Here is a 14,802-nt window from a genome sequence, read left to right on the forward strand (position 1 = left end):
CTGGCTCAGCGCCGCCGGCGCAGCGAGCCCAGGACGATCACGGCGATGGCGGCAGAGACGATGAAGACCGCCAGGTTGGCCGCCCAGTCGCGCCACAGCAGCCCGGCGCCGAGCTGGAGCAGCAGGACGATCGCGACCGCGAGCGAGGTGCGCTGACGACTCCGGCGCGCGAGCTCACCGGTCGGGCGACCCGCAGGCCCCTTGCGGGCTGGGGTGCGCGGCTTGCTCGGCGTCGCCGCCCGCTCGCGCTTGCGCCGCTCGCGGGCTGCCTGCTGCTGGGCGCGCTGCTGCGCACGCTGCTTGCTCATGCCGCACTCCCCTTCAGCGACGTCACCCAGTTGGCCAACAACCGCGAGCCAGCGTCGCCCGACTTCTCCGGGTGGAACTGCGTAGCGGTCAACGGCCCGTTCTCCACCGCGGCCACGAACCGGTCGCCGCCGTGCTCGGCCCAGGTGACCAACGGCGCGCGGGTCCGGTCGTTGGTCACCAGCTCCCAGCGCCGTACGCCGTAGGAGTGCACGAAGTAGAAGCGCTCGTCGCGCACACCGTCGAACAGCACCGAGCCTTCCGGGACGTCGACGGTGTTCCAGCCCATATGCGGCACGACCGGCGCCTGCAGGCGCTCGACGACGCCGGGCCACTCGCCGCACCCGCGGGTGTCGACACCGTGCTCGACGCCGTGCTCGAAGAGCACCTGCATCCCGACACAGATGCCCAGCACCGGCCGGCCGCCTGCCAGGCGACGCCCGATGGTCTCGTGCCCGCGCACGGCGCGCAGGCCCTCCATGCATGCGGCGAACGCGCCGACGCCCGGCACGACGAGCCCGTCGGCGTCCATCGCCGCGGACCGGTCGGCGGTGAGCGTCACGGTCGCGCCGGCCCGCTCGAGGGCGCGGACGGCCGAGCGGGTGTTGCCCGACCCGTAGTCGAGGACGACGACGGATGCAGCCGTCACAGGGCGCCCTTCGTGCTCGGCACGCCGGTCTCGCGCGGGTCGAAGGCGATCGCGTCGCGCATCGCACGGGCGACGGCCTTGAACTGCGTCTCGACCAGGTGGTGCGGCTCGCGGCCGGCCAGCACCCGCACGTGCAGCGCGATGTGGGCGTGGAAGGCCAGGGTCTCGAAGACGTGCTGGGTGAGCGAGCCGAGGTAGCTCACACCGGAGCCGCCGAGGGCGACGTACTGCTGGCCCTCGGGCTCGCCCGTGTGCACGCAGTAGGGCCGTCCCGACACGTCGACGACCGCCTGCACGAGCGCCTCGTCGAGCGGCACGGTCGCGTCGCCGAAGCGCCGGATGCCGCGCTTGTCGCCGAGCGCCTGGCGCAGGGCGTCGCCGAGTGCGATCGCGGTGTCCTCGACCGTGTGGTGGGCGTCGATGTGCACGTCACCTTGCGTCTGCACCCGCACGTCGATCAGCGAGTGCCGCGAGAACGCATCCAGCATGTGGTCGTAGAACCCGACACCGGTCGAGATCTCCGCGCGGCCCGTGCCGTCGAGGTCGACCTCGACGAGGACCTTCGACTCCTTGGTCGTGCGCTCGACCCGGCCGGTGCGTGCCGGCGTACCACTCATGTCGTCTCCTGCAGCTCTGCCCCGGCGGGGCCGTTGAGTTCTGCCCCTGCGGGGCTGTCGTGTCCTGTGATCTGGTCGAGGGCGTCGCGGAAGGCAGCCATCTCCGCAGGGGTGCCGACAGAGACGCGCAGCCAGCCCGCGGGCCCGGTCTCGCGGATCAGCACACCTGCGTCCAACAAACCCTGCCAGACCGCGTGCCGGTCGGCGAACCGACCGAAGAGGACGAAGTTCGCATCGGAGTCCGCGACCTCGAACCCGCGCCCGCGCAGCCACTCCACGCACGCGTCGCGCTCGCGACGCAGGTCGTCGACCCGGCCGAGCAGCTCCTCGGCGTGCCCGAGCGCGGCGACGGCGGTCGCCTGGCTGACCGCGGACAGGTGGTAGGGCAGACGCACGATCCGCAGCGCGTCGCACAGCACCGGGTCGGCGGCGAGGTAGCCCAGGCGGGCACCGGCCAACGCGAACGCCTTGCTCATGGTGCGGCTGACCATCAGGTTGCGGTGCTCACCCAGCAGCTCCAGCGCGCTGGGCGTGCCGGCGCGGCGGAACTCGCCGTACGCCTCGTCGATCACGACGACGCCCGGCGCCTGCTCGCACACCGCCGCGACGACCTCGAGCGGCAGCGCGGTGCCGGTGGGGTTGTTGGGCGAGGGCAGCAGCACGACGGAGGGCTGGTGCTCGTCGATGACCGCACGTGCGTGGTCGAGATCGAGGGTGAAGTCGTCCTCGCGGTGTCCGACGACCCAGTCGGTGAGCGCGTTGCGGGCGTACTCGGGATACATCGAGTACGTCGGTGCGAACGAGACCGCCGTGCGCCCGGGTCCGCCGAAGGCCTGCAGGATCTGCAGCATCACCTCGTTGGAGCCGTTGGCCGCCCACACCTGCTCCGGGCGCACGCCGTGGCCGAGGTAGTCGGCCAGCGCCGCGCGCAGTGCGACCAGCTCCCGGTCGGGGTAGCGGTTGAGCGTGCGCGCAGCGTCAGCCACCGCCGCGGCGATCGAGGCGACGACCTCGTCGCTGGGCGCGTAGGGGTTCTCGTTGACGTTGAGCTGCACGGGTACGTCGAGCTGCGGGGCGCCGTAGGGCTCGGCACCACGCAGCTCCGCACGCAGCGGAGGCCACTCCACGGCGCTCAACCCTGCTCGCCGGCGAACCGCACGCGCACGGCAGCGCCGTGGCTCGGCAGGTCCTCGGCTTCAGCGAGAGTGACGACGTGGTCGCCGACGTCGGCCAGCGCCGCGCGGGAGTAGTCGATGACGTGCACGGCCTTGAGGAACGCGCGCACGGACAGCCCCGAGGAGTGGCACGCGCACCCGCCGGTGGGCAGCACGTGGTTGGAGCCGGCGCAGTAGTCGCCCAGCGACACCGGGGCGTAGGGACCGACGAAGATCGCACCGGCGTTGGTGATCCGGGCGGCCACCTCGGCGGCGTCGCGGGTCTGGATCGACAGGTGCTCGGCGGCATAGGCGTCGACGACGGCCACGCCGGAGTCGAGGTCGTCGACCAGCACCGTGCCGGACTGCTGCGCCGTCAGCGCGGTGCGGATGCGGTCCTCGTGCTTCGCCGTCGGCACCTGCCGCTCGAGCTCCGCGTCCACCGCCTCGGCCAGCGCGGGCGAGTCGGTGACGAGCACCGAGCCGGCCAGCACGTCGTGCTCGGCCTGGCTGATCAGGTCGGCGGCGACGTACGCCGGGTCGGCGGAGGAGTCGGCGAGCACGGCGATCTCGGTCGGGCCGGCCTCGGAGTCGATGCCGACGAGACCGCGCAGCAGCCGCTTCGCGGCGACGGTGTAGATGTTGCCGGGGCCGGTCACCAGGTCGACGGGACGGCACTCCCCCGCGCCGTGGGCGAACATCGCGATCGCCTGCGCACCGCCGACGGCGTAGACCTCCTCGACCCCGAGCAGCGCGCACGCCGCGAGGATCGTCGGGTGCGGGTAGCCGTCGTGGCCGGCCTGCGGCGAGCTGGCCAGCGCGAGCGAGCGCACGCCGGCGACCTGCGCGGGCACGACGTTCATGACCACGCTCGACACCAGCGGCGCGACGCCGCCGGGGACGTAGAGCCCCACCCGGCGCACGGGCACCATGCGCTGGGTGATCGTGCCGCCCGGCGCGACCTCGGTCGTGACGTCGGACTCGATCTCGGCCTCGCAGGTCGCGCGCAGGCGGCGTACGGACTCCTCGAGCGCCGCCCGGACACCCGCGTCGAGCTCCGCGAGCGAGCGCGCGAGGACCTCGGCCGGCACCCGCAGGCTCGGCGGGGTGACGCGATCGAAGCGCTGGGAGAACTCCGCAACCGCTTCCTCACCGCGGTCGCGGACGGCGTCGCAGATGGGTCGCACGACGTCCAGCGCGGCGTCCACGTCGAAGTCGGCGCGGGGTACGGCGCTGCGTAGGTCGTGGTCCGCGCCGGGAGCGGTGAGGGCACGTCCTCGCAGATCGATCCGGCGCAACATGCCTTCAGTCTAGGCGGCCGGGCGCGGCCGACCCGTGTGGTGTCCGCTATAGGTTGGCGGTGACGAGGAGGCTGCATGGACGACGCGCACGACCCGGCCCGGCCGGAGCCTGACGAGCCCGACGCGGACGCCGTCCGCAGGCTGCCGCTGTTCCCCCTCGGCACCGTGGTGTTCCCGGGCACGACCGCGCCCCTGCACGTGTTCGAGGAGCGCTACCGCGCCCTGGTCACCGACCTCGCGGCGCTGCCGGGCCCCGAGCGGGTCTTCGGCACCGTGGCCATCCGCGAGGGCTACGAGGTGGGTGACCACGGCACGCAGTCGCTGCACGTCATCGGCTCCCTGCTGCAGCTCACCGAGGTGGAGGAGCACCCGGACGGCACGTACGACGTCCTGGCTGTCGCCCGCCAGCGCATCCGCGTCCATGGGTTGGTCGACGACCCTGCGCCGTACCCCGTCGCGATCGCCACGCTGCTCGAGGACCACGTCCCCGCGCCGGCCTCGGAGCGGGCGGCGGCCGAGACGGCGGCCCGTGCGGGCGCCGAGGCACGCTTCGACGACTACCGCACCGCGCTCGGCGAGCTCGGGGGCGCCGTCGTGATCGACGGCACGCTGCCGCAGGAGGCGCTGTGGTACTCCTACGCCCTGGCCGCGGCCTGTCCCCTGCCACTGAGCGAGCGCCAGGAGCTGCTCGAGGCCGACGACACCACCACGCGGTTGCACCTGCTCCACCACGCGCTGCGCGAGGAGCTCCGGGCGATGCGGGCGATCCCCTCGGTGCCCGCCACCGACGTCGCCCGGACCCGCTGGTCCCCCAACTGAGCAGATGGCGAAGAGGACCCGCGGCAGCGCCACCCCCGCCACCACCGCCCTCGACCGCGCTGGCGTGGCCTACACGCTGCACCCCTACGAGCACGACCCCGCCACGACGTCGTACGGCGAGGAGGCGGCGGCCGTGCTGGGGGTCGACCCGGCACGCGTCCACAAGACGCTGTGCGCGGAGGTCGACGGCCGACTCGTCGTCGCCGTGGTCCCGGTCAGCGGCCAGCTCGACCTGAAGGCGCTGGCCGCTGCAGTGGGTGGCAAGCGCGCGCAGATGGCCGACCCCGCGCTGGCCGAGCGGACGACCGGCTACGTGCGCGGGGGCATCGCCCCGGTGGGGCAGCGCCGTCCGCTCCCGGTGCTGATCGACGACGGCGCGTGGAGCTGGCCCACGATCTTCGTCTCCGCGGGCCGCCGTGGCCTCGACCTGGAGCTGGCCCCCGACGACCTCCTGCAGGTCAGCGGGGGCCAGCGGGCGGCCATCGGTCGCGGGTGAGCCCGCGGACTCGGACTACTCCCCAGCGCCCGGGCGTCAGTCGGTGGCGAGCTCGAGCACGAGGCGGGACTGGTCCTCGTCGACCCACGAGCTGATGCCGAGCGCCTTCAGCGGCTCGAGGTTCTCGTCGACCTCGGGCAGGTCCCCACCGGTCAGCGCCTCGCTCAGCGAGGTGAACCACGGGGCATCGAAGTCGATGAAGAAGACCGAGGCGGGATCTCCGTCGCCGGAGACCACGTCGTCATAACGGTCGTTGTCGCCGATGTCGCCGTCCTCGGCGAGCGAGGCCACCCAGGCGGGGTCGAGACCGACGGCCACGCCGTCCTCACCCTTCTCGACCGTCACCAGCTGCGCGTCGGCGCCGAGGCTGGACAGCAGCTTCTCGACGACGTCGCCGATCTCGTCGGGGTCACCGAGGATCCGCAGGCCCACGGGCAGTGTCGACGGGTCGAAGGAGTTGGTGAACTCGCGCGCGTCGAAGCGCCCGTCGATCACCAGCGCGACCGCATCGCCCAGGAGGGTCTGCGCGTCGCCGGGCAGGTCGAGGCCGGTGGCGCGCTCGATGTCACCGACGAGCCCCTCGCCCAGGAGGTCGGTCAGGGTCGAGGTCACCGACTCGGCCCACTCGCCGTTGACGCTCATGGCGATCAGCACACCGGTGGCGGCCGGCAGGGAGCCGACGAGGTCACTCACGGCCGGGGTCTCGTCGGTGGCGTTGCCGAGGCCGCCGGCCACGGCCTCCAGGCGCGCCGCACCGTCGTCGAACCGCAGCGACATGCCAGCACCCTCGAAGTCGGCGAGTGCCTCCTCCAGCTGCTCGCGCTCCTCGCCGATCCGCTCCTCGAGCTCCTCCGCACCGGGCAGGCCACCCAGACCACCCGAGCCGAGTCCGCCAGCGTCACCGTCGTCGGAGCCGTAGAGCTCCTCGACCAGGTCGGGGTCGATCCCCATCGCCTCGAGCTCGGCGTCGCTCATGTCGGCGAAGGGGTTCTCCGGCGTGATCCCGGGGGTGGCCGGTCCGCCGAGCCCGGGCAGCGCCGCACCCGGGAGCGAGGCGAGGTCGGACAGCCCGTCGAAGGCGTCGAGGAGGTACGGCGTCGCGGTCGGCGCGACGTAGCCGGTGACGAACCCGCCACCGCCGGCCTCGTCGACCCAGGTGGAGAAACCCTCGTCGTCGGCGAGCGTGCTGCCGTCGGCGACCTCGTCGGCCACGGCGGCGGCCTGCGCCTCGGTCGGGCTCACCAGCACGAACCCGTCCTGGAAGGCCCAGCCGAGGTCGTCGCTGCACTCACGGACAGCGGTCAGCCCCGTGGTGGCGGCCTCCTCGTCGCTGACCTCGACGACGATCACCGGCGTGACCTCGTCGTCGCCCGCGCCCGGCACCGCGGCCATCGCGAGCTTCTTGCCCACCCACGGCGCGAAGTCGTTCTCGAAGCTGAGGTCGCAGTCGGAGCCGGAGAGGAACTCGTCGACGATCAGCTCGCGCAGGTCGTCGTCGGTGTCGAGACCGAGCTCCTCCTGCAGCGCGGGGAACTTGCGCAGCGTGCGGAACGCCTCGATCTTCTGCGCACCCCCGGGGTCGACGTCGACCGCGACATAGCCCAGGGTGCTCGCCGGAAGCACCTCCGCGGGCTGGGCGCCGGTGGACAGGAAGCTCCAGGCGGCGTACGCGCCTCCGCCAGCGACAGCGACCGCGACAGCGGCCCCGACGACGGCGAGGCCACGGCGCGACGAGCGCTGGGCGGGCGCGGGCCCGCCACCGAGCGGCTCCCCGGCGGGCGCGACGGGCGGATGGGACTCGGACATGGTGAAACCCCCGTTGAGCGTGGTGCGTGGACTGAGTCCCGAACGCTACCGGCTCTCGTGGCGCAGCGGGGCAGCGCCGTCGTGCGGTGGATAGCCCGGAGGGCCCCACGGCGCGAGGCGGTCGGCGGGCTCCGTGGGGGTGCGGTGCACGACCGGCGGCGGGTCACTGCCACCCCACAGCACGGCGCACGCCGCGAACAGCGCCGCGACCGGCCAGGCGAGGTAGAAGGCGGGGACGGTCACGGCGAGCTCGACCGGGACCCTGGCGCCCTCGGCGGCCGCGGCGAGGGCGCTGTCGGTGTCACCGGGGCCGAGAAGCATGCCGGTCAGGCTCATGGTCGCCGTGGCGACGAAGGACCCGGCGACGAGCGCCACCAGGCTGAGGATCCGATGGCTGCGGAAGCGCCAGGTCACCAGCAGTCCGGAGACCAGGCCGCCGACCGCGCCGACCACGCCGAACCAGCCGTCGGCGGCGAAGCGGCGGGCGAGATCGGGCTCGCCCATCGCGCCCTGCCCCTCGGAGACGACGTAGTAGCTCGGCTCCCACAGCCACCACCAGGCGAGCCCGGCGAGCACTCCGGCCACCGCGAGCCCGACGACCACGGCCGCGACGCGCGTCCCGGCCCCGGGCCGGAGGGCGTTGTCAGTCTCCACGAACAGCGACCCTAACGACCGGTCCCAGCGCGGCGGCTGACCCGCCCACCGTCAGCCCGCCAGGCAGCTGGGACCGAGCAGCTGCTTGAGGTCGGCGAACAGTGCCGGCGTCGGGGTGACCCGGTGCCCGTCGCCGAGCTTGAGCACCGTGGTGCTCGCGCGGCTCATCAGGCGCAGCCGGACCTCCGTCATCCCGGGGTGGGTGGCCAGCACCTCCTTGAGCTGGTCGACGACCGGCGCCGTGCAGCGGGTCGACGGCAGGCTGATCATGACCGGGCCCGACGGTCCCTCGGTGACGTCGGGGGCCGTGACCTCCTGGCCGTGCAGCTCCGGGGTCTCCTTGCTGCGCGAGATGCGGCCCTTGACGGTGATGACGGAGTCCTCGATGAGCAACGTGCTCGCCAGCTGGTAGGCGCTGGGAAACAGCAGCACGTCGATCGCGCCCTCGAGGTCCTCCAGGGTGACCATCGCCCAGGTGTCGCCCCGCTTGGTGATCTTGCGCTGCACCGAGGTGACCAGACCGGCGACCGTGATCGTGCTGCCGTCGGGCCGGTCCTCGTCGAGCAGCAGCTGGCCGATCGTGCAGTCGGCCGCGTTGGCGAGGACGTGCTCGAGACCCAGCAGCGGGTGGTCGGAGACGTAGAGTCCGAGCATCTCCCGCTCGTGGGCCAGCAGCGTCTGCTTGTCCCACTCGTCGAGGTCGGGGATCGTCACACTCACGCCGAACCCGCCGGCCTCGTCGGCCTCGCCGAGTCCTGCGAAGAGCGAGTCCTGGCCGATCGCCTCGTTGCGCTTGATGTCGACGTACTGGTCGACCGCACGCTCGTGCACCGCGACGAGCGCGCGGCGGCGGTGCTTCATGTCGTCGAAGGAGCCGGCCTTGATCAGCGAGTCGACGACCCGCTTGTTGCAGACCTGGGCCGGCACCTTGGACAGGAAGTCGTTGAAGTCGACGAAGCGTCCCTGCTCCTCGCGCGCGGCGACGATGCCGTCGACGACGTTGGCGCCGACGTTGCGGATGGCGGTCAGGCCGAAGCGGATGTCGCGGCCGACGGGGGTGAAGTCGGAGGCCGACTCGTTGACGTCGGGTGGGAGCACCTGGATCTTCATGTGCCGGCACTCGTTGAGGTAGAGCGCCATCTTGTCCTTGTCGCCCTTGGTGCTGGTGAGCAGCGCAGCCATGTATTCGGCCGGGTAGTGCGCCTTCATGTAGGCGGTCCAGTAGGAGATCACGCCGTACGCCGCGGAGTGGGCCTTGTTGAAGGCGTAGTCGGCGAACGGGACGAGGATGTCCCACAGCTTCGTGATCGCGGCCTTCGAGAACCCGCGCTCCATCATGCCGGCCTCGAAGCCGACGAACTCCTTCTGCAGGACCTCGCGCTTCTTCTTGCCCATCGCGCGACGCAGGTTGTCTGCCTGACCGAGCGTGTAGCCGGCCAGCTCCTGCGCGATCGTCATGACCTGCTCCTGATAGACGATCAGGCCGTAGGTCGTGCCGAGGATCGGCTTGAGCGCCTCGGTCAGCTCGGGGTGGATGTAGTCGATCGGCTGGCGGCCGTTCTTGCGCAGCGCGTAGTTGGTGTGGCTGTCGGCACCCATCGGGCCGGGCCGGTAGAGCGCGATGACGGCCGAGATGTCCTCGAAGTTGTCGGGCTGCATCTGGCGCAGCAGCTGACGCATCGGCCCGCCGTCGAGCTGGAAGACGCCGAGCGTGTCGCCCTTGCCGAGCAGCTCGTAGGTCGCCGGGTCGTCGAAGGACAGGTCCTCGAGCACGAGGTCGATGTCGCGGTTGGCCCTGACGTTGCGCACCGCGTCGTCGAGGACGGTGAGGTTGCGCAGACCCAGGAAGTCCATCTTGACCAGCCCGAGCGACTCGCACATCGGGTAGTCGAACTGGGTGATGATCGCGCCGTCCTGCTCGCGGCGCATGATCGGCACGATGTCGATCAGCGGGGCGCTGGACATGATCACGCCGGCGGCGTGCACGCCCCACTGCCGGATCTGCCCCTCGAGACCGATCGCGGTCTGGTAGATCGTGCGGACGTCGGCGTCGGACTCGTAGAGGCTGCGGAACTCCCCGCCGTCGGAGTAGCGGCTGTGCTCGGAGTTGAACAGCTCCCCCAGGGGCACGCCCTTGCCCATGACGTCGGCCGGCAGCGCCTTGGTGATGCGGTCCGAGATCGCGAACCCGTGGTCCAGCACGCGCGCGGCGTCCTTGATCGCCTGCTTGGCCTTGATCCGCCCGAAGGTCGCGATGTAGGCGACGTGGTCGCTGCCGTACTTCTGGACGACGTACTGGATGACCTCGGTGCGCCGGCGCTCGTCGAAGTCGATGTCGAAGTCGGGCATCGAGGGGCGCTCGGGGTTGAGGAACCGCTCGAAGATCAGCCCGTGGCGCAGCGGGCAGAGGTCGGTGATCCGCAGGGCGTACGCCGCGATCGATCCGGCACCGGAACCACGACCCGGTCCGACCCTGATGCCGTTCTCCTTGGCCCAGTTGATGAAGTCGGCGACCACGAGGTAGTAGCCGCAGTAGCCCTTGGTGCGGATGACGTCGAGCTCCATGGCCACCCGGTCGCGGACCTCGTCGGTCAGCGCCTCGCCCGGGTAGCGCGCCTCGATCCCGCGCCAGACCTCCTTGACGAACCAGCTCTCCTCGGTCTCGCCGGCCGGCACGTCGGCGCGCGCCATGTAGCCGCCGGTGGACTCGGTGAACTCCACGTCGCAGCGCTCGGCGATGAGCAGCGTGTTGTCGCAGGCCTCGGGCATGCCGAACTTGTCGGCCCACAGCTCGCGCATCTCGGCCGCGGACTTGATGTAGTAGCCGCCACCGTCGAACTTCAGTCGGTTGGGGTCGCTGAGCCGACGCCCGGAGGCCACGCAGATGAGGGCGTCGTGGGCGTCGGCGTCCTCGGGGTTGTTGTAGTGGGAGTCGTTGGTGGCGACCGGCGGCAGCCCGAGGTCCTTGCCGAGGCGGAGCAGGTCGTCGCGGACCCGCTTCTCGATGTCGATCCCGTGGTCCATCAGCTCCAGGAAGAAGTTCTCCCGCCCGAAGATGTCCTGGAACTCCGCCGCCGAGGCGCGCGCCTCGTCGTACTGACCGAGGCGCAGCCGGGTCTGGATCTCCCCCGACGGACAGCCGGTGGTCGCGATCAGGCCCTTGGCATAGGTCTGCAGCAGCTCCCGGTCGGCGCGCGGCTTGTAGTAGTAGCCCTCGAGGCTGGAGCGCGACGACAGCCGGAACAGGTTGTGCATCCCCTCGGTGGAGGAGGCCCACATCGTCATATGGGTGTAGGCACCGCCGCCGGCGACGTCGTTGCCACCCTCCTCGGCGATGTCGCCCTTGCCCCACCGGACCCGGCGGCGGTCGGTGCGGTGGGTCTGCGGGGTGAGGTAGGCCTCGATGCCGATGATCGGGCGGACGCCGTAGGACCGCGCCTTCGACCAGAAGTCGAACGCGCCGTGCAGGTTGCCGTGGTCGGTCATCGCGATGGACTTCATGCCCAGGTCGTTGACCCGGGTGAAGAGCCCGTCGAGCAGCGAGGCACCGTCCAGCATGGAGTACTCCGTGTGGACGTGCAGGTGCACGAAGGAGTCGTCCGCTGCAGGCGCCATGCGAGCCAGCCACCCTCTCGAGATCGTCTCCGGACCGCCTCACGGCGGTGATGTGGGCAGTGCAGGACCGGCCTGCGGAATCTCAGGCCAACCGTCCGGGGAAGGGCCTCAGCCTACCTCTCGCCGAGTCCCTCCGACCGCACCCCTGAAGGGTGTCAGGTGCCGCCGACAGCCGGCCCTCGGACACCGTCCGGCGCGGTCGGCGGCCACGCCAGCTCGACCTGCTCGAGCCGCTCGGGGTTCACCTCCGCAGGATGTCGCGCGACCTCGGCCAGCCCGTGCCGGGCGTAGAACGCGCGGGCCCGGGCGTTGGCGGCGAACACGTAGAGGCCGAAGCCGTCGCGCAGGTGGGCCTGGACCAATCCGAGCAGCGCCGTCCCCACCCCGTGGCGCCACCGGTCGGGGCGTACGTAGAGGTCGTCAAGCCAGGTCGGCGTCCACCGGGCGTAGCCGACGATCCCGTCGTCGTCCTCGGCGACCCACGCGGCCTGGCTGCTGACGTCCGTGCCGGCCTCTGCGTCGGCGAGCCAGCCCCGCACCCAGGCCAGCACCTCGTGGTCGGCGTACGGCGTGGGGATCCCGCCCGCCGCGCGGGCCGCCACGTGCAGCCCCGCGAGCGCCGGTGCGTCCACCGCCTCGGCCGGCCGCAGGTCGAGGGCGGGATCCGGGTCGCGGACCATCACCGGGTCAGTGCGCGTCGCGGATGACGTCGAGAGCACGCTGGAGGTCGTCGGGGTACGGCGAGGCGAACTCGACGTAGTCCCCGCTCGCCGGGTGCTCGAAGCCGAGCCGGGTCGCGTGCAGCCACTGCCGGTCCAACCCCACCCGACGGGCGAGCACCGGGTCGGCGCCGTACAACGGGTCACCCACGCACGGGTGCTTCAGCGCCGCCATGTGGACGCGGATCTGGTGGGTGCGCCCCGTCTCGAGCTTCACCTCGAGCAGGCTCGCGAAGCGGTGGGCCTCGAGGGTGTCGTAATGGGTGATGCTCGCCTTGCCGTCGGCCCGCACGGTGAACTTCCAGTCCGACTTGGGGTGGCGCGCGATCGGGGCGTCGATCGTGCCGCGCAACGGGTCGGGGTGCCCTTGGACGAGCGCGTGGTAGATCTTGTCGACCGCGCGCCGGCGGAAGGCGTTCTTGAGCACGGAGTAGGCCTGCTCGGACTTCGCGATCACCATCACGCCGGAGGTGCCGACGTCGAGGCGCTGCACGATGCCCTGGCGCTCCGACGCCCCGCTGGTGGAGATCCGGAACCCAGCGCCGGCGAGGTGACCGACGACGGTGGGGCCCGTCCAGCCCGGGCTCGGGTGGACCGCGACGCCCACGGGCTTGTCGATCACCACGATCGCCTCGTCGTCGTGGACGATGTTGATCCCCTCGACGACCTCGGGCACGACCTCGACCGGGTTGCCGGTCTGCGGGATCGTCACATCGAGCATGGCGCCCTCATGGACGCGTTCGGACTTGCTGACGGCCACACCGTCGACCAGCACCAAGCCGTCGGCGACGAGCTCGGCGGCGCGGGTGCGGCTGAGGCCGAACATCCGCGCGAGTGCGGCGTCGACCCGCTCCCCCGCCAGCCCCTCCGGGACGAGGACGGTGCGCTGCTCCCGGGCCGCGCTCACGACGAGTCCCGCGTGCCGTCGACGCGAATGCCCCGGAACGCCTGGAGGATGATCACGCCGGCCGCGACGTTGATGCAGATGTCGGCGACGTTGAAGATCGGGAAGTTCGGGAACGCGAGGAAGTCGACGACGTGGCCCCGCAGCGGTGCCGGGTCACGGAAGAGACGGTCGGTGAGGTTGCCGAGCACGCCGGCCAGCAGGAACCCCAGCGCCACCGCCCAGCCCGGGCTCGCGAGCCGGCGCAGCAACCACAGCACGACGAGCGCCGCGCCCATCGCGACGAAGGTCAGGACGACGGTGTATTCCGTGCCCATGCTGAACGCCGCTCCGGGGTTCAGGGCGTACTGCAACGTGAAGAACGTCCCGATGATCTCGACCGGCGGACGGTCGACGAGGTGCTCGGTGGCCAGCACCTTGGTGCCGAGGTCGAGCAGGTAGAGCGGAAGGGCGAGGCCGGCGAAGATCAGCAGGCTACGGGTCCGTCGTGGTCGGTCTGGGCTGATGTCTCCGCTGGGTGTCAGCGGCGTTCCTCGCGCTGCTTGCATGGCATGCACAGTGTGGCACGGGGGAACGCCATGAGCCGCATCTTGCCGATCGGTCCGCCGCAGCTCTCGCAGATCCCATAGGTCCCGTCGGCGATCCGGCCGAGGGCTCGTTCGGTCTGCAGCAGCATGTCGCGCGCGTTGTTGGCGATGCTGATCTCGTGGTCGCGCTCGAAGGTCGCCGACCCGAGGTCGGCCTGGTCCTGGCCCGCCCCGTCGCCGGCGTCCCGCATGAGCGCGGACAGCTCCTCCTCGACCAGGTTGAGCTCACTGCGCAACCGGTCGCGGTCCTGGGTGAGCTCGGTCTCGACCTCGGCGAGCTCGGCCTTGGTCCACGGCCGCTCGTCGGCCTTGACGGCGAGCTTCTTCTGCGGTGCGGCCTTCTTGGGTGCGGCCTTCTTGGGTGCGGCCTTCTTGGGTGCCGACTTCTTGGCACCGGCCTTCTTCGCGGGCGCGGGTTTCGAGACGGCTCGCGCCGACGGTCGCTTCGCTCCCGTCCGCGCCGAGGCCTCCTCAACCTCTCGCTTCTTCCGGCTCGCGCTCGCAGGCTCGCGCGTCCCGGCGCTCGACTTCTTGGCGGGCGCAGCCTTCTTGGCGGGCGCCGACTTCTTCGCCGCCGCAGCCTTCTTGGCCGGCGCAGCCTTCTTGGCCGGCGCAGCCTTCTTGGCCGGCGCGGGTTTCGAGACGGCTCGCGCCGACGGTCGCTTCGCTCCCGTCCGCGCCGAGGCCTCCTCAACCTCTCGCTTCTTCCGGCCCGCGCTCGCAGGCTCGCGCGTCCCGGCGCTCGACTTCTTGGCCGGCGCAGCCTTCTTGGCCGGCGCAGCCTTCTTGGCCGGCGCGGGTTTCGAGACGGCTCGCGCCGACGGTCGCTTCGCTCCCGTCCGCGCCGAGGCCTCCTCAACCTCTCGCTTCTTCCGGCCCGCGCTCGCAGGCTCGCGCGTCCCGGCGCTCGACTTCTTGGCGGGCGCAGCCTTCTTCGCACCGGCCTTCTTCGCGGTCGCCTTCTTCGCCGTCGTGGTCTTCGAGGTTGACTCCGCGGACTTCGTGGCGCTCGACCTCCGCCCGACGACCTTCTTCGCAGCCGCGGCCGTACGGCTCGCAAGCTTCCGGGTGGTCGAACGTGCCATGGCGGACGCTCCTTCGCGCATGGGTGTGCCGGCGATGTGTGCCGGGCCACAAGTTGCGGCGAGGATAACGGCCCCGCGCGCCGCGGCCAA

14 protein-coding genes are annotated in these 14,802 nt (G+C 71.7%); 2 read left to right on the forward strand and 12 right to left on the reverse strand.

The features are described from left to right. Window positions 1–5 precede the first annotated feature (5 nt). From J2S59_RS16475 to hisD, 5 genes are read right to left on the reverse strand one after another with little or no spacing between them, the layout of a single operon-like run. Complete coding sequence (locus tag J2S59_RS16475) at window positions 6–308, reverse strand: hypothetical protein (RefSeq protein WP_068117517.1); 303 nt, start codon at window positions 306–308, stop codon at window positions 6–8. Further along, window positions 305–955, reverse strand: a complete 651-nt coding sequence (hisH, locus tag J2S59_RS16480) for an imidazole glycerol phosphate synthase subunit HisH (RefSeq protein WP_068117521.1) — start codon at window positions 953–955, stop codon at window positions 305–307. Before hisH ends, J2S59_RS16475 begins: the two co-directional genes overlap by 4 nt. Further along, complete coding sequence (hisB, locus tag J2S59_RS16485; RefSeq protein WP_068117525.1) at window positions 952–1,572, reverse strand: imidazoleglycerol-phosphate dehydratase HisB; 621 nt, start codon at window positions 1,570–1,572, stop codon at window positions 952–954. Before hisB ends, hisH begins: the two co-directional genes overlap by 4 nt. Beyond that, window positions 1,569–2,699, reverse strand: coding sequence for a histidinol-phosphate transaminase (locus J2S59_RS16490; RefSeq protein ID WP_068117528.1), 1,131 nt, complete (start codon window positions 2,697–2,699; stop codon window positions 1,569–1,571). Before J2S59_RS16490 ends, hisB begins: the two co-directional genes overlap by 4 nt. Window positions 2,700–2,704: 5 nt before the next feature. Further along, complete coding sequence (gene hisD, locus J2S59_RS16495) at window positions 2,705–4,027, reverse strand: histidinol dehydrogenase (protein ID WP_306825299.1); 1,323 nt, start codon at window positions 4,025–4,027, stop codon at window positions 2,705–2,707. Between the two features lie 75 nt (window positions 4,028–4,102). Between hisD and J2S59_RS16500 the strand changes: the two genes are divergently transcribed. Together J2S59_RS16500 and ybaK are read left to right on the forward strand one after the other, a co-directional pair. Next, on the forward strand, window positions 4,103–4,846 hold the full coding sequence (locus J2S59_RS16500) for an LON peptidase substrate-binding domain-containing protein (RefSeq protein WP_181642236.1): 744 nt from the start codon (window positions 4,103–4,105) through the stop codon (window positions 4,844–4,846). 4 nt (window positions 4,847–4,850) lie between these two features. Continuing rightward, window positions 4,851–5,342 carry a Cys-tRNA(Pro) deacylase gene (gene ybaK, locus J2S59_RS16505; RefSeq protein WP_306825300.1) on the forward strand — a complete coding sequence of 164 codons (492 nt, stop codon included), beginning with the start codon at window positions 4,851–4,853 and terminating at the stop codon, window positions 5,340–5,342. Between the two features lie 36 nt (window positions 5,343–5,378). Here the strand turns inward: ybaK and J2S59_RS16510 are convergent, their stop codons facing one another. From J2S59_RS16510 to J2S59_RS16540, 7 genes are all read right to left on the reverse strand, one after another. Then, window positions 5,379–7,148, reverse strand: coding sequence for a DUF3352 domain-containing protein (locus J2S59_RS16510; RefSeq protein WP_068122515.1), 1,770 nt, complete (start codon window positions 7,146–7,148; stop codon window positions 5,379–5,381). A 45-nt stretch (window positions 7,149–7,193) separates the two neighbouring features. After that, entirely contained in the window at window positions 7,194–7,802 is a 609-nt protein-coding gene (locus tag J2S59_RS16515) for a hypothetical protein (RefSeq protein ID WP_068122514.1), read from the reverse strand. Between the two features lie 51 nt (window positions 7,803–7,853). After that, window positions 7,854–11,417 (reverse strand): DNA polymerase III subunit alpha, encoded by a 3,564-nt coding sequence (gene dnaE / locus J2S59_RS16520; protein ID WP_306825301.1) that lies wholly within the window; start codon window positions 11,415–11,417, stop codon window positions 7,854–7,856. A 155-nt stretch (window positions 11,418–11,572) separates the two neighbouring features. Continuing rightward, window positions 11,573–12,136, reverse strand: a complete 564-nt coding sequence (locus tag J2S59_RS16525) for a GNAT family N-acetyltransferase (RefSeq protein WP_068122980.1) — start codon at window positions 12,134–12,136, stop codon at window positions 11,573–11,575. Then, window positions 12,105–13,043, reverse strand: a complete 939-nt coding sequence (locus J2S59_RS16530; RefSeq protein WP_068122979.1) for an RluA family pseudouridine synthase — start codon at window positions 13,041–13,043, stop codon at window positions 12,105–12,107. Before J2S59_RS16530 ends, J2S59_RS16525 begins: the two co-directional genes overlap by 32 nt. Then, window positions 13,040–13,588 (reverse strand): signal peptidase II, encoded by a 549-nt coding sequence (lspA, locus tag J2S59_RS16535; protein WP_068122976.1) that lies wholly within the window; start codon window positions 13,586–13,588, stop codon window positions 13,040–13,042. The genes J2S59_RS16530 and lspA overlap by 4 nt, the downstream gene beginning before the upstream one ends. Continuing rightward, complete coding sequence (locus tag J2S59_RS16540; protein ID WP_306441368.1) at window positions 13,561–14,712, reverse strand: TraR/DksA family transcriptional regulator; 1,152 nt, start codon at window positions 14,710–14,712, stop codon at window positions 13,561–13,563. Before J2S59_RS16540 ends, lspA begins: the two co-directional genes overlap by 28 nt. Window positions 14,713–14,802 lie beyond the last annotated feature (90 nt).

Source organism: Nocardioides massiliensis, assembly GCF_030811215.1.
In the GTDB taxonomy this organism is placed as follows: domain Bacteria; phylum Actinomycetota; class Actinomycetes; order Propionibacteriales; family Nocardioidaceae; genus Nocardioides_A; species Nocardioides_A massiliensis.